This window comes from Arthrobacter sp. JZ12, from assembly GCF_035189165.1.
Classification (GTDB): domain Bacteria; phylum Actinomycetota; class Actinomycetes; order Actinomycetales; family Micrococcaceae; genus Arthrobacter_D.
On record NZ_CP045246.1, the window covers coordinates 567,402 to 586,771 of the forward strand.

The window sequence follows — 19,370 nt, forward strand, 5'->3', positions numbered from 1 at the left end:
GCGGATGGAAAAGCTCCGCTTTGTGGGATTACCCGAAGTGGGTTCCTTCCCACCGTAGAGGGTTTTCGAATCGTTGCCAAATCGAGATGATTCGGTGCTTGACGAAATAACAGTCGTGCAGGATAAGCAAACGACTGGGTGAAACCCCGCCGACCACTGTAGAACATAAGCATGGATGCGCACCAGACGATCACCTGTGAAATCCCTATGAGATGGGGAGATATGGACGCCTATGGGCACATCAACAATGTCCAGGTGGTCCGCATACTCGAGGAAGCGCGCATCTTCGCTTTCGGCCCGCCGGGTGGGACGGGTGCGCCCGGGCAGGATCCGCCCGTCGCGCTATTTTCCTCGGTTCCATCCGGGGTGCAGGCGCTCGTGGTTGAGCACAGGGTGAAGTACACCGCCACGCTCGACTACCGGAACGTGCCGCTGAAAGTGGAGGTATGGATCGCTGCGGTTAGCGCGGCGAGCCTGACCATCGCCTACCGCATCCATGATCCTCTGACGGACCAGGTCTGCGTGAAGGCGCAGACGGTACTCGCATTCGTGGACGGCGAAACGGGCTCGCTACAGCGTGTCACTGCCGGCCAGAAAGAACTGGTTGCGCCCTACCTGGGTCCGGCGCTCTTCAAGCACCTCTGAGCGGGATCTCAGAGCGCGGAACCCCTTGAACTGGCAGGACACACCCCTTTTGAGTGGTTATTAGTGGGTGTGTCCTGCCGTTTCAACGCGCGATGTGAGCCGGCTAGTTCGCGATGTAGCCGTTCGGGTTCAGCACGTACTTGGTGGCTGCGCCCGCGTCGAATTCCTCGTAGCCCTGCGGCGCCTGATCCAGCGGAATGGGCTTGGCATTCACAGCCTTGGCGATCTGCACCTTGTCGTGCAGGATCGCCATCATCAGTTGGCGGTTGTACTTCATCACCGGGCACTGGCCAGTGGTGAAGGACAGCGACTTGGCCCAACCGGTGCCCAGCGAGATCGATAGCGAGCCCACCTTTGCGGCCTCATCGATTCCGCCCGGATCACCCGTCACGTAGAGCCCGGGGATGCCCAGCGCGCCGCCTGCGGCGGTGATCGACATCAGCGAGTTCAGCACGGTGGCCGGCGCCTCGTGTGATGCGTCCTTGCCGTGTCCCCGAGCCTCGAAACCTACGGCGTCCACGCCGCAATCGACCTCCGGGACGCCCAGGATCTGCTCAATCTGGTCCTTCGGGTCGCCCTTGGAAACGTCGACAGTTTCGCAGCCGAAACTGCGCGCCTGCGCCAGTCGTCCCTCGTTGAGGTCGCCCACAATAACGACGGCGGCGCCCAGCAGCTGTGCGGAAACCGCCGCGGCGAGGCCCACCGGTCCTGCACCGGCCACATAGACCGTGCTGCCGACGCCGACGCCGGCTGTGTAGGCGCCGTGGAAGCCGGTGGGGAAGATGTCCGAGAGCATGGCAAGATCGAGGATCTTCTCAAGGGCCTGATCACGGTCCGGGAACTTCAGAAGGTTCCAGTCTGCGTAGGGAACCAGTACGTATTCTGCCTGGCCCCCTACCCAGCCGCCCATGTCCACGTAGCCGTAGGCGCTGCCCGGACGGTCGGGGTTTACGTTCAGGCAGATGCCGGTCTTGCGCTCCTTACAGTTGCGGCAGCGACCGCAGGAGATGTTGAACGGCACCGAGCAGATGTCGCCCTTCTTGATGAATTCGACATCGCTTCCAACCTCGACCACTTCGCCGGTGATCTCGTGCCCAAGCACCAGGTCCGACGGTGCGGTTGTGCGTCCGCGAACCATGTGCTGGTCGGATCCGCAGATGTTTGTTGCAACTGTCTTGAGGATGACGCCGTGGTTGACCTTCCTGCCGACGTTGGCAGGATTGACGCCTGGGCCGTCTTTGAGCTCGAAAGTGGGGTAGTCGGTATCGATGACCTCGACCTTGCCGGGGCCCTTGTAGGCCACCGCCCTGTTTCCTGACATGGTGATCCCTTTCAAGTTGACTGACGTTCGTCGTCGAACGCCCTCCCGGGAGCTGCGAGCGGAGTTTCATCCCCGCCGGATGCCCCCGCGGTCAGTCTAGGGCGGCAGCTGTCCTGGGGGCACCGGTTTCATAAAAATTTCAGTCGTACAAAATACGAGTGCTACCGGCTCCGGCAGAAGCCCCGCGCTCTAGAATCCGAACGTGATGACTGCTCGGGAGATTGCCCGCTGGAGGTTGCAGAACCAGTATCTGTCCGCTCCCCACGCGGCCTCTGCCATGTCGGTGCTGGACCACCTGCTCGCGGTGCAGGCCGAGAATCCCCGGCAATCCGAGTGGGCGGTGGCCTGCCGCACGGCCAACCCCGCTGCCACCGAGATCACGGGCCTGCTCGAGACCGGCGAGTTGGTGCGGACGCATGTCCTCCGGCCCACCTGGCACTATGTGAAAGCCGACGACGTCGGCTGGCTGCTCGATCTCACCGCGCCACGTGTGCTGCCCACACTCTTCCGGCAGCTCACCGATCAGATTGGCTGGAGTGTGGCGAGCATGGACCGCGCGGTCGCCGTCGTCGTTGAGGCGCTTTCGGACAGGGCTCACCGGGACCGTGATGATCTTGCAGGCGCGTTCAACGAGCGGGGCATGTCGGTGGACCGCCATGCCCTGATGCTGCTGCTGGCGTACGCCGAACTGAACCAGTTGATCTGCAGCGGACAACCCGTCAACGGGAAGCACACCTACGCGCTGTTCGCCGACAGGGTCCCGGCCGTTCGGCGCCTACACCGCGATGAGGCGTTGGGCCAGCTTGCGCTCCGCTACTTCACGGGTCATGGGCCGGCGACGGAGCAGGACCTGGCGTACTGGGCTACGCTGCCGCTCGGCGACGTCCGCAAAGGGATCGAGTCCGCTCGGGAGCAGTTGGAGGCCTTCGTTCACGACGGCCGCACCTACTGGCACAGCCGAGGTTCGGCTCCCTTCGGATCCCGGGAGCCGGCCGCGCACCTGCTGCAGATTCTCGACGAGATGTACCGCGGCTACCAGGAGAGCCGGATGGTGATCGACGCCGACGGGCTGGTGCCGGGCGGACGTGAGGCGGGGATCGGGATGGCGCTGGTTGACGGGCAGATGATCGGCCGGGTGAATCGCATGCTCAACAGCCGTGTGCGTTTCGAGCTCACGAGCTACCGCGAGTTGACGCAAGCCGAGCGCAGCGCGTTGGAGGAAGCTGCAGCCCGTTATGGCCGATTCCTGGGCCTCGAGCACGATCTGCTGATCAGGTCCTAGGGGAGGGACAGGGGAGAGGCAAGGGAAAGGGGCCGGCCCGACGGTCAGCCCCTTGTACCTGTAGGCCGCAGGCCCTAGAGGGCTCGGCTTTCCCGGTGCCGCATCATGTAGGCGAGTCCCAGTCCCGCGGCGATGATGCCGAGGATGAGGTTCAGCCAGTTGGTGGAGGCATTCGTGGACAGGATGTTGGCGGTGGAATCTCCAACAATGATCCCGTACAGCCATATGACAAGCAGGACCACGCCGCTTCCGATCAGGAAGTTCCGAGCTTCAAGAAGAGCACGGCTCATCCAGACGCCTACTGCCCCCATGGCCATGTAAACCAGGTTGAGCAGTACGGAGACTTGGAAAACACCGAGCAGCATCGCTTCTGATCCGGCGGCGAACGCCATGCCGTCATATTGTGTGGTGATGCCCGGGATGAGCCCGAGAATCCCCACCAGCAGGAAAACTACACCCATCCCCATCGCGGCACTGCGAACGTGGTCGCGCGTGACATGGAAGTCATGTGCGTGGTGTGATGCGGTAGTCATCTCCCCTCCTAATGTGTGAATATGACTCTTCGCTGTGCCGCGAGGCGTCTTGCGAAGGCGCGTCGCTCGCACCGCAGTTGGACAAGCGCAAACCGCGCTCAACCAGCACCTTCATTTTACTGCTGGAATATGTGCCTGATAAGGGAAAACAATGGCTGACAGGGCGATGGTCACAGGAGCGACGGCGGGGCTCGGCGCGGAGTTCGCCGACCAGTTGGCGGCGCAGGGACGGGGGCTGATCCTCGTCGCACGAAACGCTGTCCGGTTGGAGGAGAAGGCGTCCGGCATCCGGAACCGGTGGGGCGTCCCGGTGGAGGTCCTGGCCGCCGACCTTCACAACGACGACGACGTGAGGCGGGTTCTCGACCGGCTTCGGGCTGGGACAGATCCCGTGTCGATGCTCGTCAATAATGCCGGCTACGGGCTTCCCAAGTCTTTCGAGGCCAACGCGCTCGAGGACGAACTCAACCATGCGGCGATCCATCTCACGGTGCCCCTCGCCCTGAGCCACGCTGCTCTCCAGGGGATGCTGGCGCGCGGTGCCGGCAGGATCGTGAACGTCGCCAGTGTTGCCGGCTTTACGCCTCGCAGCACCTATGGAGCGCTGAAGGCAGCGATGATCAACTTCAGCAGGTGGGCGAACTTCGCGTACGCGGACCGCGGCGTCGTCGTCATGGCTCTTTGCCCCGGATTTGTCCACACGGAGTTCCACGACCGCATGGGTATGGACAAGTCGTCTGTGCCGCGCTGGATGTGGTTGAATGCCGCCGAAGTCGTGGGTGAAGGGCTGAAGGATCTCGACGCCGGAAAGGCGGTCTCCATCCCGAGCCGGCGCTACAAGGTGCTGGCATTCATCGCGAGGAATGCGCCGTCGTCGTTGGTGGCGCGCCTCGCTGCCCGCGGGCGGTGAGCGCACGTGTGGGTGGGCTTCATCGAGTTCGATCTGCTCCTCGGCGACGTTCACTCGCTGAAGGGCAAGCGGTCGGTTGTCCGACCGCTCATTGCCGAGGTGAGGCGCCGCTTCGACGTGTCTGTTGCCGAGGTCGGAGACCAGGACCTGCACCGCAGGGGGACCGTTGGAGTGGGCCTTGTTGCTGCCGACAGAATCCACGTGGTCCAGGTCCTCGACGCCGTGGAAAGGTTCGTTGCGGGACGTCCTGAACTTGAACTTCTGAGCGCCCGACGCCGAATTGTGACAAGCGATGACTAACCAATTACAAGTCGGCTTACTAACATGGGAATGTTGAGGCGTACTTACAGGGAGGTAGGGAGCGTGTCGGGTTATTTCAAGCTGGTTGACGCCCATGATCATGGGTACCGGCTGAAGATGATGTCAGGGGACGGAGAACTCGTGGCTGTGTCTGCGTACTTCCCCACCAAGCAGGCTGCTGTCGAGGGGATCGACGCAATTCGGGAGATTGCTGGAACGGGGCCGGTGATGGACGGTACCCGCAAGGAACGTGCTACTCCTGTTATTCAGAAGGCTGGCTCGACCAAAACCGTTGCGCAGAAGACCAAGCTCACTGCCTAGTTCTCGCATCGTCGTCCGACTTTTCGCGGCGTTGCAACGGCGAGTCGCTTCGCAATTGCCGGGTTTATCTGTACATTTGTTATGCGCCGGTTCCCCCCAATCGGCGCGCCGGTGCCGCCGGCCGCACGCTTTCCCCCATTCGTGCGGCCGGCGGCATCTCCTTTATCGCTCGCTTGATTGCAACGGCTCCACGTCCGGCCACTGAACCGCGACGGTCAAATTGCTACCGTGAAGGCTATGACAGCTACCTCCACCCGCCTGCTGCTCGACGTCGATACCGGAATTGACGACGCCGTTGCCCTCCTCTATCTCGCGGCGGCGCCGGACGTACATCTCGAGGGAATTACCTGTACAGCCGGTAACGTTTCGGCGCTGCAGGTGGCGGCAAACACCCTCGCTGTCCTTGACCTGGCCGGCGTCACCGATGTTGAGGTGGCCATCGGTCGTGAAACTCCGCTCGAGATTCCCCTGGTCACAACCGAAGACACTCACGGCGACCAGGGACTTGGCTACGCCGTGCTGCCGCAGGCGCAGCGGCCGCTTTCCGGCCGGTCCGGCGTCGACCTCTGGATCGAGGCAGCGCGACAGAATCCCGGTGAGATCGTTGGCCTCGTCACCGGGCCGCTCACCAACCTAGCGCTGGCCATGCGGAAGGAGCCGGACCTGCCGCATCTGCTCAAGGGTCTGGTAATTATGGGTGGTTCCTTCAATTACCAGGGCAACACCACACCGGTTGCCGAATGGAATACCCACGTTGATCCGCACGCCGCCCGTGAGGTCTATGCCGCGTACAACGGCGTGCCGGAGGACAAGCTTCCGATCATCTGCGCCCTGGAGTCGACCGAGCGGATTGAGTGCCGACCGGAACACTTGGAGAGATTGGCAACGGCGGCGGGAGCGCCGGAGGAACTGCTGTCCACCCATGACGACGACGGGCTGCGCAGCACCTCACCCAACCCGGTGATCGCATTCCTGTCCGACGCCCTGCGTTTCTACATGGAGTTTCATCGACTCTACGACCAGGGCTATATTGCCCACCTGCACGACGTGTTCGCAGCGATGGTCGCCACCGGAGAAGCGCAGTTCACGGCCCGCAACGCGCACGTGGACGTGGAGACGGAATCGGCGCTGACTTTTGCGCAGACTGTTGGTGACTTCGCTGGCTTCCGGAAGCTTCCGCCCAATGCCCGTGTAATCACAGACAATGATCCGGACGCGGTGTTCGAACTGATGATCGAGCGGATAGCGGCCCTGGCTCGTCGACGTCAGTCCTGAACACGGCCTCGGTTCAATCGCCCGGTACACTTGGGAGCCGTTGGCGGATTCCGTCGACCTGCGCCGAGGTGACATGAGGTGCTTCCATGCAACTCATCTCGCTCTAGGACTGCTCATGAATTCCTCCCTGACGCTGCCGGCCGAATCCGCTGCCCCGTCGTCACGCCCGCTCCTTATAGCCGCCGGAGGCGCACTCATCGCTGCCACCTACGTGTGGTTGGTGCTGGTCCAACCCGTTCAGGTAGCCGATGGAGCAGGCAGCGGCGCTGGGCTGATCACCCTGTTGGGATTCCTGGCCGGCGGAGCACTGCTGGTCGCCGGTATCCTGCCCGGCCTCAATACGCAGGCCGTGGTGCTCATGCCGCTTGGCATCGCGCTGAACGTCTCCTTTGGGCAGCTCGCCGGAAGCCTCGGCCTGCCGATCTACCTCGACGCGCTCGGAACGGTGCTGGTGGCAGTCCTGGCCGGGCCCGCTGCGGGTGCCGCCACCGGAGCACTCAGCAACGCTCTCTGGGGACTGTTCAACCCGTTCGCTCTGCCCTTCGCCGCCGGGTCCGCAGTCATTGGAGTGCTGGCCGGTGTCGCCGCGCGTTGGGGTATGTTCCGCCGGCTGTACCTGGTCCCGGTGGCGGGTCTGCTGACCGGAGTTGTGGGTGGGCTCATCGCTGCGCCGGTTGCCGCTTTCATGTTCGGAGCGGCTGGCACAGTCGGAACCAATGCGATCGTCGCAGCCTTCCGCGCCATGGGAGACACACTGATCGTCGCAGCTACCAAGCAGGGTTTGACCTCGGACACCATCGACAAGTTGATTGTGTTCACCGTCGTCGCACTGATCGTGTACGCGCTGCCGCGCCGCACCCGTAACTCCTTCGCCTTTGTGCGCAGTCACCGCGTCCTGCTTAGCCGGACAGCACCGGCAACGACGACGGCGGATCGGGCTTCGGCGCACCCAGGGTCGGGAAGCGCGCCGGGAAAGAAGTAGGCAGGTGAGGGTCCGCCGTCGGATCTTCAACCCGCTGACCGAGCTGACGGTTGCCGCGCTGCTTGTGGTGCTAGTGCTGGTGATAGATGACTGGCGGTTCTCGCTCGCGGTTCTCCTGCTGGTGGCAGTGCCGGCTGCGGCGACGTCGGGACGCGCCGGTCGTATCGCCGTCGTCTTCGCTGCGCTGGTGGGGCCGATGCTGCTTTTCCTCCTGCTGCTGCACGGGCTGTTCTTCCCCGAGGGACACACCGTGCTGCTGGAGGTCGGACCGGCGGCGGTCACGTCCGAGGGCCTGCAGTTCGCCCTCACCATGGCAACCCGCGCGGCAGCGTTCGCCGGCTTGCTTCTGACCGCAGCGCTTTGCCTGGACGCGTCCGAGCTCTTGTCGACCCTTACCCATCGCGGCTGGAACCGAAAGCTCGTGTTTGTCCTTGGTTCTGCGCTTGGTCTGGCACCGATGATCTCCGCGCGGGCCGCCGAAATCACACGCGCTCAGCAGGCCCGTGGACTCGTGGTGACGCGCAACCCGGCGTCAAGGCTGCGCGGGCTGGTTATGGTGGGGCGGCCGCTCATCGCCGGGTTGCTGATGGATGCAGCCGAGCGGTCGCGAGCCCTGGAAGCACGCGGTTTCGCAGCGCAAAGTCCGCGAACCAGCTACCTGGCAACCACGGACACACCCACCCAACGGACTGTCCGCTGGGTGATGCTGGCCGCCGCCGTTCTCTTCAGTGCCTGGTGGCTGCTCGGGAGGCCGGCATGATGACGCTCGACGTGCGCAGCTTTGCCTATGACGACGACGGAGCCGCGCTGGCTGATCTCAACCTCACCCTGTCTGCGGGGGAACGTGTTCTGGTGGCCGGGGCATCAGGCTCCGGTAAAAGCACCTTGGCGCGCCTCCTGGCAGGGCAGTACGACCCGGGCCAGGGGCAGCGGTTCGTCGGGTCAGTCAGTATCGCGGGAGAACGGTTGGTCTTTGAGGGCAGCCCTGCCGATCCCCGCATCAATGCCGCGGGTTGGGCAGCACAGGTCGGCTATGTGGGGCAGCGTGCGCAGGCGCAGCTGTCGTTGATCTGCTCCACAGTGGCGGAGGAAATCGCGTTCGGACCGTCCAACCAGGGCGTACCGGTCCCGCAGCTGCAATCGATGGTCAGCGCGGTTGCGGACAGGGTGGGACTCTCAGGCCTGCTCGACCGGGATCCGCGCCGCCTGTCCGGAGGGGAACTGCAACGCGTCTGCATGGCAGCAGCCGTCGTCTCCGATCCGGCGCTGCTGGTCCTGGACGAACCGTTCAAGGGTCTCGACGCTGCGGGTCGAAGGGACATCGAGGAGCTGATCGGCAGGATCACGGGTGAGGGAACCGCCGTCGTGCAGTTCGAGCCAATGCTGCCCGCCGATCTGGCATCCGTTGACCGTGTGTTGATCCTCGCAGGTGGAACGGTAGCCGATGAGCATCCAGTGCCGCAGGAAATTTCCCTGGCGGAAGCTGCCCGGCACGGAGTCGGAAGGGAATCGGCCCAGACGGCGTTCGTCCTTGCGGTGGGGCCCGCGGGCCAGGGAACAGAGGCGCAGGGCAGGCCGGTATTGGAGATCAGCGGTCTCGACTTCAGCTATGACAGTGTGCCGGCGCTCGCGGTCCGGGATTTGAGGGTCTATCCGGGTGAGGCGGTTGCCGTGCTCGGCCCTAACGGGTCGGGGAAGTCTACGCTCCTGCAGCATGTCAACGGACTGCTTCGCCCCGGGTCCGGGTCGATACGCCTCATCGGCCGCGAAATCAGCGGAATACCGACCGGCCGTCTTGCCTCCACTGTGGGCTACCTGTTCCAGGACACCGACCAGCAGCTCTTCGAACGAACGGTCCTCAAAGAGGTGGCCTACGGTCCGCGGGCGGCCGGACTGTCCGCACGGAAGGCTGAGCAGCGGGCCTCTACCGCGCTCGCCGCCGTGGGGCTTCTGGACCGTGCGGAGGTGCATCCCCATGATCTTGGTTTCACGCAGCGTCGCTTCGTAGCGTTGGCTTCGATCCTGGCTACAGGACCAAGCCTTTGGGTGTTGGATGAACCCACGGTGGGACTGGACCTGGCAGGCCGAGAGGTACTGGCGCGGGTGCTGCGAAGCCATCTGGACAACGGCGGTGCTGTTCTGACGGCTACGCATGACTCGTCGTTCGCGGCGGACGTGTGTACCCGCGGCGTCCGGCTCGAATCGGGTGTGGTGACCGAACACTGGACCCACCGGCACGGAGCCGGGCGGCTCTAGCCGGCCAGCAGTTCCTTGATGTCGTCCGCGGTGAGCGCGGAACTGAACACGGCGTCGTCGTCCATCACGGAGCTGAACAGCTTTGCCTTCTGCTCCTTCAGTTTCATGACCTTTTCCTCGATGGTGTCCGAGGAGACCATACGGTAGACCATCACGTTCCGGGTCTGGCCGATGCGGTGGGTGCGGTCCACGGCCTGGGATTCGCTAGCCGGATTCCACCACGGGTCCAGCAGGAAGCAGTAGTCGGCTTCGGTCAGGTTCAACCCGAAGCCGCCCGCCTTGAGGCTGATGAGGAAGACCGGTGCCGGCCCGTTCTTGAACGAATCAATTACTTCTGCACGTTTCCGGGTGGATCCGTCCAGGTAGGCGTATTGAATGCCCTGCTGATCCAGGCGCGCGGCAGCACGTTTCAGGTAGGACGTGAACTGGCTGAAGATCAGCGCCCGGTGGCCTTCGGCCAGAACATCCTCCAACTGCTCAAACAACACGTCCAGCTTGGCCGACGGGACGCCCTCATATTCCGGTTCAACCAGTGACGCGTCGAGACTGAGCATGCGCAGCAGGGTCAGCGAGCGGAAGACGATCATCCGGTTGCGGTCCAGATCCTCGATCAGGCCCAGCAGTTTCTGGCGCTCACGCTGCAGGTGGGTCTGGTAGATCTTCCGGTGGCGGGGATGCAGGTCCACCGCCAGTACCTGCTCCTGCTTGGGCGGCAGGTCCGCTGCCACCGACTCCTTGGTGCGGCGCATCATCAGCGGGCGGATCCGACGGCGGAGCCGCTGCAGACGCTCCGTGTTTCCCTGCTTTTCGATGGGTGTGCGGTATTCCTCCGTGAAAGCGCGCGACGACGGGAACAGGCCGGGCGCGGTGATGCTGAACATCGCCCACAGCTCCATGAGGTTGTTCTCCATCGGCGTTCCCGTGATGGCCAGCTTAAACGGGGCCGGCAGCTCCTTTGCGCAACGGTGGATTTTGGCGGCATGGTTCTTCACGAACTGCGCCTCATCGAGGATGAGGCCGGCCCAGTCCTGACCGCCGTAGGCGGCGTTGTCCAGCCGGAACAGTGTGTAGGAGGTAATGACGACGTCGGCGCCCTCCACCTGCTCCTTCAGCGGCACACCGCTCTTGGCCTGGGTGTCGGTGATACCGGTAACCCGAAGGCCGGGTGCGAACTTTCCTGCTTCGGCGACCCAGTTGGGGACAACAGAGGTGGGCGCAACCACGAGGAAGGGCCTGGTTTCGCCCTGTTCCTTTGCATGAACGAGTAGCGCCAGCGTCTGCAGGGTCTTGCCGAGACCCATGTCGTCGGCCAGAACGCCGCCAAGCCCGTGCGACCAGAGGAATGCCAGCCAGTTGAATCCGTCTACCTGGTAAGGCCGCAGGGATGCCTGTAACCCGGACGGCAGCTGAACCGGCGTCAGCTCGGTGAGGCTGAGCAGGCCCTGCACAGCCGTGCGCCAGGCCTGTGCCTGTTCCGTCTCCTCCGCCAGATCCTCGAACTCCGCCCAGAGGGTTGCCTGGTAGCGGTTTATCCGCAGACCGGTTTCCCACTCGTTCAGCGCCTGCGCTTCATCGATGAGTTGGCGAAGTTGGTCGAAGATGGGCTGCTTGAGGGAAAGATAGCTGTTGTCCACCAGCTTTATGCGGTTGATGCCCTTGGCCAATGCGGTGAAGATGTGGTCGAAGGGCACTTTGCGGCCTTCGACGGTGACAAGCACTCCCAGGTCGAACCAGTCACGGTCTTCGGTGTCCACCGTGGAGATGACCAGCTGCGGCGTTTCGGTGAGTTCCGTGAAGGTGGGTTTGTTGCCGACCACGTCCACGCGTACGCCCTCGGCCTGTTCGAGGCGCGGCAGCACGCCTTCGGTGAAATCCACCATTTCCATGTCGGTGAGGACGCGGTCCTTGACCAGTCGGCCGCCCAATGCATCCCGTGCTGCCTGCAAGGCAGCGGCTTCCGCGGCTGCATCACGGTACGCGCCGTCGTCGTTCGAGTCCTTGAGCGGTCTGCGGGTTTCGGTCCCACCGGTGAGGTAGGCCCAGTCCCAATGGAGCTCCAGCTGCTCCCCGGTGTAGGTGGCCGTGAGGACGAGCGTGGGTGGCAGGATCTCGGGGAACGTCACTGAGCCGTCACTGCTGACGACGTCGATCGACTGGATCAGCCGCGGATAGAACCCTGTGAGGAACTCCTGCTTCTCCGCCTCCGGAATGCGGACCGGGCGCGTGCGTTCGATCAGCTCGCGATTCTGCTCCGTCAGCTTCCGGGTAGTGGGGGCGAGGGTGATCACGTCGTCCCCCGAGACGGTGTAGATCCCGTGGTTGCCGATCAGATGGGCCGTCTGCGGGCTGTGGTTCTCGCCGTCGATATTGATGGCAGGACAGAGATGAACCTCTCCATCTTCCGTTGTGGCGTCCAGAAGAAGAACCGCCTGGCCTGCGAGGTGGACGCGGACGCTCTTCTTCGATCCCACGAACGCGATGCCAAGCCGCCGGGCCTCGGCGAGCAGTTGCCAGAGCAGCGGGTTGCTGAAGTCGTCGAGGTGGAGCCAGGAGTCATTGTTGCCGAAATAACTCACTCCGGTGCCGCGGTGAAGGGCGGGGAACTGGGCGAACCAGCGATGCTGGTCAGGGTCCAGTCTGAGCCCGTAGGTCTGGTAGCTGATGTTTCCCCAGGCGAGGTTGTTCTTGACCCAGTTGCCCTTTGAATTTCGGATTACTGGCCGGACTCCGAGCTTGAAGCCCTGGTATCCGCGCCGGTGGTGCCCTGCGGGGCCGGTTACCGGCCGCATGTCGAACTGCAGCCCCATGGCGGTGGGCGGCACCTCGGTGAGGGCGCCGTCGTCGTGCTCCCGTGCCGACAGCAGTCCGGTGAGCGACTCCTGCCACCCGGCGGGACCGGCAGGAGGCTTGGGCGCGGTGAGTTCCTGACTGGTGCGAAGGTTCTCAATATTGGAGCGGAGGGCGACAGCGGCGACGTGCTTGCAGTCCATCGCGATAGGGCAGGAACAGGCGCTGTCCCTGAGGTGGTAGCGCCCGTCGCCCTTCTGGACCAGGTACAGCTGGGTGCGGTACGGCGCAGGTGAGCTCCCGAGGACCCGTGCGGAGAGCATGCGTGAATCCGGTTCGAAGGAGAGGCCCTGAACAAGGTCATCGCGAGCATAGACCTGTCCGCGCTGGAAGGCAGCACCTCCCACCATCCGGATGATGTCGGCGACATCAATCATTGGATAGGAGCTTTCGGGCATGAATTCATGCTCTCACGCGCTACTGACAGACTGGACTCGTGCACCTTTTCACCGTTGGTCACGGCACTGCCGGCCGCGAGCAGTTCGGCACGCTCCTGCGGACTGCGGCCGTCGAGGTGCTGGTGGACATTCGAAGATACCCGGGGAGTCGCCGGAACCAGGACACCCGCGGGGAAGCCCTTGCCGCGTGGTTGCCGGAGGAGGGAATTGACTATGTCTGGTTGGAGGGACTGGGTGGGCGTCGTCGTACTTCCGGGGAGCCGGACCAGGATCCGTGGTGGCGGGTGGAGCAGTTCCGCGCCTACGCCGCGCACACCCGAACCCCTGAATTCGGGGCAGCGCTGGGGGAGCTCATCAGAGTCGTGGAGGAGCAGCAGACCGCAATCATGTGCAGTGAGAGTGTGTGGTGGCGGTGCCACAGGCGCATTGTCGCCGACGTCCTGGTACTTGTTCACGGTGCCGAGGTCAGCCACCTGATGCATGACGGCAGGCTCAGCCTTCATGAACCGTCCGGCGGAGCCAGGGTGGTTGGTGCCGAGGTGTTCTGGGACCGCGTGGACGAGCGGCGCTGAACCGCTGGTCCATCCTGCGATAATTGGAAGGACCGCCACTTCCTACAAGGAGACTCCCATGACCCCTCGTGTCCTCTTCCGCAGCGTTGCCGTGGCGGAGGCCGGAACGTGGGCGCTGTTGTTGGCCGGCATGTACTTGAAGTATGTGGCGCAGACTACCGATGTCCTTGTTTCCATTGGCGGTGCGCTGCACGGCTTTGTCTTCCTGCTGTATCTGGTCAGCACCTCCTTTGTTTGGGTCAACCAGCGATGGAGTGTAAGTACGGGCCTGGTTGGCCTCGTTGCGGGTGTGGTGCCCTTTGCGACTGTCCTTTTTGACTGGTGGCTGGAGCGTCGGGGAAAGCTCGACGGCGGCTGGCGGCTTCTTGCCGGGAGGGAGCAACCAAGCGGGCCGGTTGAGGAACTGCAGGCCTGGGTTTTGCGGAACCCCTTGCCCGCTGCGCTGGTGGCAATCGTCGGCGTGAGCGTTGTCTTCGCCGCACTGCTTATCGCGGGTCCGCCGGTCCAGGTGGGATGACGCCCCGGGTATTCGTGGACCGGGCTCAGCCCTACGATGTTCGATCAGGAAGCTGCTGCAAAGACCAGGTGTTTCCGTCGGGATCGGCGAAGTGGACAAAACGGCCTCACGGCTGGTCATCCACCTCACTGGCTTCAACTCCGTTATTCACCGAGTGGGCCCGGGCAGAATCGGGATCGGGTACAACCAGCTGGAGACCCTTTTGCGAGCCCGGCTGCATCTCGGTTATGCCCTTACAGGCCCATTTGTTCAGTGGAAGCAAGCATGCTTATCATTTACGGGTGCTTCAATCTACAACTTTGCAGCCCGTTCGGGTGTCCGGGGTAACGGTCACCGAGGAATGGCGGGAATCTTTCGACCGGGTACAGGACCTCGAGCGCGTGCGTGCGGAACTTGCCCGGACGCTTCTGGACGTTCAGCGTGCGTGTGAGAGCAGCAAGGACCCAGAGCACTCGCAGCGTCTTATCTCGGCAGCGGTGCGCGACCTGGAGGAACTGGATATGCGACTGTTTGAGGCACGTACTCTCCTGGCTGCCCTGGAGGTCAACGCCTTGCACTCCGGTCACGGACAGGTCGCCTGATAGACCGGGTCCTGATCCACCCGGATTGTTGCCGCTAGCGCGGGTGCAGTATCAGCCGGCAGTCAGGTTCTGCTCGGTCAGATCCTGTTCCGTCACATCGTTATTGTCAGTAGCGCCGTGATCGACCGTTCGGAGGTTCGGCCGGCTCTCTCGACTCCCCGGGGACCCGCCGAGATCCCGAATGTGGGCGATTAATTCCCTGCGCAGGATGGCATCGGACGCCTCGTGGTTGGAACCCTGTTCTTCCTCCATTGCCTGGGCGCGCTTAAGGATATGCTCTCCGGCGGGGGTAAGGCTTACGAAGAAGACGCGGCGGTCGTCGGCGCTCTTGGTGCGCTCGATCAGGCCGCGATTTTCCAGCCGTTCCAAAAGCTTTCCGATCGTCTGCGCCTGAACATGCAGTTCGCGCGCCAACTCCACCTGGTTGATGGAGTTCCTTCGTCCCAGAACCTTCAGGGTGAGGAGGCCTGCGTGGGTGGTGCCCAACCGGCGTAGTCGTTCATTCTCCCGGTTGGCGCTGAGGCGCGCGGCTGTGTTCAGCAGTCGGTTCGTAGACCACTGCGCAATATCCATAGTGTTGTCTCTTCCCGTCGCCGTCATTTTGTGTCCTTGCTTTTCTCGCATCTAAGGATGGTCGTGCTGTTCGACCGCCCACGTCATGCGCTGCAGGAAACGGGTGATGATTCTCGCCTCTGTGGAATCGAGGGCATCTGCCACCTCGATCATGCGTTTGTGCATCTCACCCAGGGTTTCTCGTACCTCATGGTCGGCGTTGCTGGTTGGGAGGATTTCCACCGAGCGGCGGTCCTTTGGGTGAGGGCGGCGCGTCAAATGACCGCTGGCGACAAGGCGGTCAATGAGCCCGGTAGTGGAAGCAGTTGAGATGTTCAGCAGCCTTGAGAGGTCTTTGGGGCTGATGCTCTGGCCGGCTTCATGAGCCCGCATGACGTATCTGATCGCGAGGAGATCAGATTCATTCATTCCCATCGAGTCGCGGGTTCGACGACGCATCTCTGATTCAGCTGCGCGGTACTGGCGCAGTGCGTTGAGTACGTCAACGCTGCCCGGATGATCCTGCTCGATATACCAGTAGCCCGCGCCTTCCGTGTCCAACGCCGTTTCCATCCAGTCAGTCTATAGATTGCCTACTTGCTAGGCCACCTAGCCAAGGTAAAGAAACTCATATAGCTTGAACGGAAAGTTCAAGATCTCGCAAGAATTTCCGCTGGTTTGTCGTGGACACCACAAGCTAAGGTCGGATATAACTAGTTCAGCTAGTTACTAAGCCGGCTATCTACTCGGAGGATTCGATGACCACAGTTGCTCACCCATCGTTCGCGGCGAACGCTGCGGTCTACGGCGATCCGGCTCCCGTTTCATTCGACCCTACCTGGCAGGATAACGGGCTGGGCGCAGGCCTCCCCAGCGGCTCCCATGCGGATCGGATTGTCGCTGCGGCGGGAGCAGTCGAATCGCTCGAGTGGGAGTTGGACCGCGCACAAAGCACGCTCGCCACTGCCATCGAGCAGGCTGCGGCAAACGGCTGCGGGATGGACGTGATCGCGCGCGCTGCAGGACTGACCAAGGAAGAAGTGGCCACCATGCTTTGGGCTGCGCGTTCCGGTGCCGCAGTCCATGACTAGCGGAGGTGCCGTCTCAGATCACGATGGGAGAGTTATCGCCGGCCGATGGGAGCTGGTAAAGCAGATCGGTTCGGGCTCGGCCGGCACCCTGTGGTCTGCCACTGATCTGGAGAACTTCAGCAGTGTTGCTGTAAAGATCGCCAGGACAGGAGACCGATCGTTCGACCGCGAGTCGGCTTTCCAGGCATCCGTTGAGTCTCCCTATATAGCGAAGATGCTAGCTTCCGGCGTCGCTGATTGCGGTGACGGCGTGCGGGCCTATCTGGTCCAGGAACTAGTGTCCGGACAGAACCTGCGGGACGTTCTGCGCACGGGAACCCCGCACAACGTAGACGTGACGGCTTGGGCCTACGGGCTGCTTCGAGCGCTTGTTGTCATTCATGCAGAGGGCATAGTGCACCGCGACATTAAGCCGTCGAACATCGTTATTCCGTTTACTGCCGCGGGTACGCCTTCCCCGCAGCCAAAGTTGGTTGACTTCGGGACGGCGGAACGGGAACCAGGTTGCGATGACAAGGCGTCCGCGCGCGGCACTGTGCTGTACATGAGTCCGGAACAGGCACGGGGCAGCGGGGTGGGTCCGGCGAGTGACATTTACTCGCTTGGGCTGGTGATACTGGAATGCCTTACGGGCTACCGCGCCTTCAACCTGCCCGCCATTGAATCGCTCGTTGCCCGCACACAGCGCCCGCCCTGGATCCCGGACGGACTGCCGGCTCACTGGCATGACTTGATTCACGCCATGACCGCAATGGATCCCGCCCTTCGGCCTACCGCGACCCAAGCGATTGCCATGCTGACACGTCCTCGCGTTCGGCAGGACGCAGCATGCGCCGCAAATGAAGCGCTGGCGCTAGCAGTCTGAACCCGGGCCAGCCCGGGCCGATCCCGCGCACCCGGCACACCTTCCCGGAACCCTCAGAACGCGTACCGGATTCTGCAGTAGGGCGCTATTTCCTCGATGAGGGCGGTGAGCTGGCGGACGTATTTCCCCTTGGTGCCGGAGCGGTACCGCACGTTCGTGAACCCGTTTGAGGAAACCTTGGCTTCCTGCAATTCGGGCCGCCAAAGGACCTTTTCAGCTTGCGGGTGCCAGCCCAGGTTGACCTCGTGCAGCCGCTCGTTGTGGGTCAGGAAAATGACCTCCGCGGCCAACTGGGATTTGGCGGCAGGGCTGAGTACGTCGTCGAGCTGGCGTAGCAACTGCCCCCAGTCGCTGAGCCAGGTGTCCGTCACTATGACGGGGGAGAAGTTCACGTGCACCTCGTAGCCGGCTTCGACGAAGTCGTTTATGGCCTTCATCCGCTCCGCCACCGGTGAGGTGCGAACGTCAATGGATTTTGCGAGGTCGGCGGGCATCAGGGAGAAACGGATCCGGGTGTGTCCGCCATGGTCCCAGGCGAGCATTGCGGGATTTACGTACTTCGTGGCAAAGGAGAGCTTGGCGGTAGGCAGTTCGCGGAACAGGTGAACAAGATCCTCCACGTTGTCGCTGATGAGCGCATCGACGGAGCAGTCGCTGTTCTCCCCGATGTCATACACCCAAAGGTTCGGGTCGCACTGGTTCGGCTCGAGCTTCATTCCCTGCCGCGTCGCGTGCCGTTCCAGGGTGCCCGCAATCTGGTCAATGTTCGCGAACACCGTTACAGGGTTGCTGTACCCCTTGTGACGGGGAACGTAGCAGTAGGCACAGGCCATGGCGCAGCCGTTGGCAGTGGAAGGGGCGATGAAGTCTGCAGAACGGCCGTTGGGCTTGACGGTCAGCGCCTTCTTGACGCCCAGAACAAGGGCTTCGGTCTTGATCCGCGACCAGCGCGGGACATTGGTCTCATCGCCGTGCACTTCCGGAATGTTCCAGTGGTTCTCAACCAGTACGACGTCGGCCTCAGGCCACCGCTCCACGATCTCCTTGCCGCGGGGCAGCTCAAGGGCGGCGGGCTGGGCGTAGATGCGCCGGATCTGAAGCAGCCGGTTGAACTCCATCTATCAATTCTCCGTCACGACGAGTGGGCAGGACGCGCCCTTTTACCGAGGGCTTAAGGGGGTCCTGCCCACTCAACAGGTCGGTTAGAGGATCGGGCGGCCGCCGGTCACGGCGATTCTGGCACCGGACATGTAGCTGCCGTCGTCGGACGCCAGCAGCACGTAGGCGGGTGCCAGCTCGGCAGGCTGGCCGGCCCGCCCGAGGGGAGTGTCGTCGCCGAACTGTTCAACCTTCTCCTCCGGCATTGTGGCCGGAATCAGCGGCGTCCAGATCGGTCCCGGGGCAACGCTGTTCACGCGGATGCCCTTCTCGCCGAGCATCTGGGCGAGGCTCGCCGAGAAGTTCGCGATCGCAGCCTTGGTGGCTGCGTAAGGCGCCAGTGCGGGGCTGGGCATGTCGGAGTTGACCGAAGAACTGCCGATGATGGACGAGCCGGGCGCCATGTGCGGCAGGGCGGCCTTCACGAGGTGGAACATGGCCGACACGTTCACCTTGAACGTGTACTCCCACTCCTCGTCGGTGATTTCGTCCAGGGACTCATGGCTCATCTGGTAGGCGGCATTGCTGACGAGTACGTCCACCTTGCCGAACTCCTGAACGGCACGGTCGATGATGCTTCGGCAGTGCTGCGCCTCGGAAAGGTCTCCCGGGACCAGGACCGCTTTGCGTCCGGCTTCCTCGATGTAGCGGGCTGTTTCCTGTGCGTCCTCGTCCTCGTTGAGATAAGAAATCAGGACGTCAGCGCCCTCCCGCGCGAAAGCGATGGCGACTGCGCGTCCGATCCCGCTGTCGCCGCCGGTGATAACCGCCGCTTTGCCGGTGAGCTTGCCGCTTCCGCGGTAGCTCTGCTCTCCGCAGTCGGGTGTGGGTTTCATTGCGGACTGAACGCCCGGAACATCCTGCTGTTGCGCTGGCTGGCCCATGTTTCTCCTTCAGGTTTCTCACGTGTCATGCGGCTCGCCTGGTGAAGCCGCGGTGGAAAGGAAGAGGCCCGCCGTGGGGG

Annotated in this window: 21 protein-coding genes; 14 read left to right on the forward strand and 7 right to left on the reverse strand. The window is 63.0% G+C overall.

What is annotated here, in order from left to right:
* Nucleotides 1-171: 171 nt before the first annotated feature.
* Nucleotides 172-645, forward strand: a complete 474-nt coding sequence (locus tag GC088_RS02775; protein WP_323960386.1) for an acyl-CoA thioesterase — start codon at nucleotides 172-174, stop codon at nucleotides 643-645.
* A 103-nt stretch (nucleotides 646-748) separates the two neighbouring features.
* Here the strand turns inward: GC088_RS02775 and fdhA are convergent, their stop codons facing one another.
* Nucleotides 749-1,966 (reverse strand): formaldehyde dehydrogenase, glutathione-independent, encoded by a 1,218-nt coding sequence (gene fdhA, locus GC088_RS02780; RefSeq protein ID WP_323960387.1) that lies wholly within the window; start codon nucleotides 1,964-1,966, stop codon nucleotides 749-751.
* Nucleotides 1,967-2,171: 205 nt separating this feature from the next.
* On the opposite strand from fdhA, the gene GC088_RS02785 reads away from it, so the two are divergent.
* Nucleotides 2,172-3,248, forward strand: coding sequence for a winged helix DNA-binding domain-containing protein (locus tag GC088_RS02785; RefSeq protein WP_323961891.1), 1,077 nt, complete (start codon nucleotides 2,172-2,174; stop codon nucleotides 3,246-3,248).
* 74 nt (nucleotides 3,249-3,322) lie between these two features.
* Here GC088_RS02785 and GC088_RS02790 read toward each other — a convergent pair whose 3' ends face one another.
* Nucleotides 3,323-3,781, reverse strand: a complete 459-nt coding sequence (locus GC088_RS02790; protein WP_323960388.1) for a DUF4383 domain-containing protein — start codon at nucleotides 3,779-3,781, stop codon at nucleotides 3,323-3,325.
* A 151-nt stretch (nucleotides 3,782-3,932) separates the two neighbouring features.
* Here GC088_RS02790 and GC088_RS02795 point away from each other — a divergent pair, with 151 nt between their 5' ends.
* The 7 genes from GC088_RS02795 (at nucleotide 3,933) to GC088_RS02825 (ending at nucleotide 9,825) form a co-directional block, all read left to right on the forward strand.
* Nucleotides 3,933-4,691, forward strand: coding sequence for an SDR family NAD(P)-dependent oxidoreductase (locus tag GC088_RS02795; RefSeq protein ID WP_323960389.1), 759 nt, complete (start codon nucleotides 3,933-3,935; stop codon nucleotides 4,689-4,691).
* Nucleotides 4,692-4,697: 6 nt separating this feature from the next.
* A complete protein-coding gene (locus tag GC088_RS02800) occupies nucleotides 4,698-4,991 on the forward strand; it encodes a DUF503 domain-containing protein (RefSeq protein WP_323960390.1) in 294 nt (97 codons plus the stop codon).
* A gap of 63 nt (nucleotides 4,992-5,054) precedes the next feature.
* Nucleotides 5,055-5,312, forward strand: coding sequence for a YegP family protein (locus GC088_RS02805; protein ID WP_323960391.1), 258 nt, complete (start codon nucleotides 5,055-5,057; stop codon nucleotides 5,310-5,312).
* Between the two features lie 237 nt (nucleotides 5,313-5,549).
* Nucleotides 5,550-6,587 (forward strand): nucleoside hydrolase, encoded by a 1,038-nt coding sequence (locus GC088_RS02810; protein ID WP_323960392.1) that lies wholly within the window; start codon nucleotides 5,550-5,552, stop codon nucleotides 6,585-6,587.
* A 115-nt stretch (nucleotides 6,588-6,702) separates the two neighbouring features.
* Complete coding sequence (locus GC088_RS02815) at nucleotides 6,703-7,569, forward strand: ECF transporter S component (RefSeq protein WP_323960393.1); 867 nt, start codon at nucleotides 6,703-6,705, stop codon at nucleotides 7,567-7,569.
* A 4-nt stretch (nucleotides 7,570-7,573) separates the two neighbouring features.
* Nucleotides 7,574-8,329 carry an energy-coupling factor transporter transmembrane component T gene (locus tag GC088_RS02820; protein WP_323960394.1) on the forward strand — a complete coding sequence of 252 codons (756 nt, stop codon included), beginning with the start codon at nucleotides 7,574-7,576 and terminating at the stop codon, nucleotides 8,327-8,329.
* Nucleotides 8,326-9,825: an ABC transporter ATP-binding protein gene (locus GC088_RS02825; RefSeq protein ID WP_323960395.1), complete on the forward strand. Its 1,500-nt coding sequence runs from the start codon at nucleotides 8,326-8,328 to the stop codon at nucleotides 9,823-9,825. The genes GC088_RS02820 and GC088_RS02825 overlap by 4 nt, the downstream gene beginning before the upstream one ends.
* Here the strand turns inward: GC088_RS02825 and GC088_RS02830 are convergent.
* Nucleotides 9,822-13,070 carry a DEAD/DEAH box helicase gene (locus tag GC088_RS02830; RefSeq protein WP_323960396.1) on the reverse strand — a complete coding sequence of 1,083 codons (3,249 nt, stop codon included), beginning with the start codon at nucleotides 13,068-13,070 and terminating at the stop codon, nucleotides 9,822-9,824. The genes GC088_RS02825 and GC088_RS02830 overlap by 4 nt on opposite strands.
* Before the next feature lie 38 nt (nucleotides 13,071-13,108).
* On the opposite strand from GC088_RS02830, the gene GC088_RS02835 reads away from it, so the two are divergent.
* The 3 genes from GC088_RS02835 to GC088_RS02845 all read left to right on the forward strand — a co-directional run bounded on the left by GC088_RS02835 (nucleotide 13,109) and on the right by GC088_RS02845 (nucleotide 14,740).
* Nucleotides 13,109-13,642, forward strand: a complete 534-nt coding sequence (locus GC088_RS02835; RefSeq protein ID WP_323960397.1) for a DUF488 domain-containing protein — start codon at nucleotides 13,109-13,111, stop codon at nucleotides 13,640-13,642.
* 58 nt (nucleotides 13,643-13,700) lie between these two features.
* Nucleotides 13,701-14,159, forward strand: coding sequence for a DUF3817 domain-containing protein (locus GC088_RS02840; RefSeq protein WP_323960398.1), 459 nt, complete (start codon nucleotides 13,701-13,703; stop codon nucleotides 14,157-14,159).
* 281 nt (nucleotides 14,160-14,440) lie between these two features.
* Entirely contained in the window at nucleotides 14,441-14,740 is a 300-nt protein-coding gene (locus GC088_RS02845) for a hypothetical protein (RefSeq protein WP_323960399.1), read from the forward strand.
* A 51-nt stretch (nucleotides 14,741-14,791) separates the two neighbouring features.
* Here the strand turns inward: GC088_RS02845 and GC088_RS02850 are convergent, their stop codons facing one another.
* The gene (locus GC088_RS02850; protein ID WP_323960400.1) at nucleotides 14,792-15,340 is read right to left on the reverse strand and encodes a MarR family winged helix-turn-helix transcriptional regulator; all 549 of its coding nucleotides are present in this window, start codon (nucleotides 15,338-15,340) and stop codon (nucleotides 14,792-14,794) included.
* A 24-nt stretch (nucleotides 15,341-15,364) separates the two neighbouring features.
* Nucleotides 15,365-15,865, reverse strand: a complete 501-nt coding sequence (locus GC088_RS02855; RefSeq protein WP_323960401.1) for a MarR family winged helix-turn-helix transcriptional regulator — start codon at nucleotides 15,863-15,865, stop codon at nucleotides 15,365-15,367.
* A 185-nt stretch (nucleotides 15,866-16,050) separates the two neighbouring features.
* Here GC088_RS02855 and GC088_RS02860 point away from each other — a divergent pair, with 185 nt between their 5' ends.
* Nucleotides 16,051-16,383: a hypothetical protein gene (locus GC088_RS02860; protein ID WP_323960402.1), complete on the forward strand. Its 333-nt coding sequence runs from the start codon at nucleotides 16,051-16,053 to the stop codon at nucleotides 16,381-16,383.
* Nucleotides 16,376-17,248 (forward strand): serine/threonine-protein kinase, encoded by an 873-nt coding sequence (locus tag GC088_RS02865; protein ID WP_323960403.1) that lies wholly within the window; start codon nucleotides 16,376-16,378, stop codon nucleotides 17,246-17,248. Before GC088_RS02860 ends, GC088_RS02865 begins: the two co-directional genes overlap by 8 nt.
* Before the next feature lie 53 nt (nucleotides 17,249-17,301).
* On the opposite strand, the gene GC088_RS02870 is transcribed toward GC088_RS02865, so the two are convergent.
* The gene (locus tag GC088_RS02870; protein WP_323960404.1) at nucleotides 17,302-18,366 is read right to left on the reverse strand and encodes a spore photoproduct lyase family protein; all 1,065 of its coding nucleotides are present in this window, start codon (nucleotides 18,364-18,366) and stop codon (nucleotides 17,302-17,304) included.
* 84 nt (nucleotides 18,367-18,450) lie between these two features.
* Entirely contained in the window at nucleotides 18,451-19,290 is an 840-nt protein-coding gene (locus GC088_RS02875) for a glucose 1-dehydrogenase (RefSeq protein ID WP_323960405.1), read from the reverse strand.
* Nucleotides 19,291-19,370: the final 80 nt, after the last annotated feature.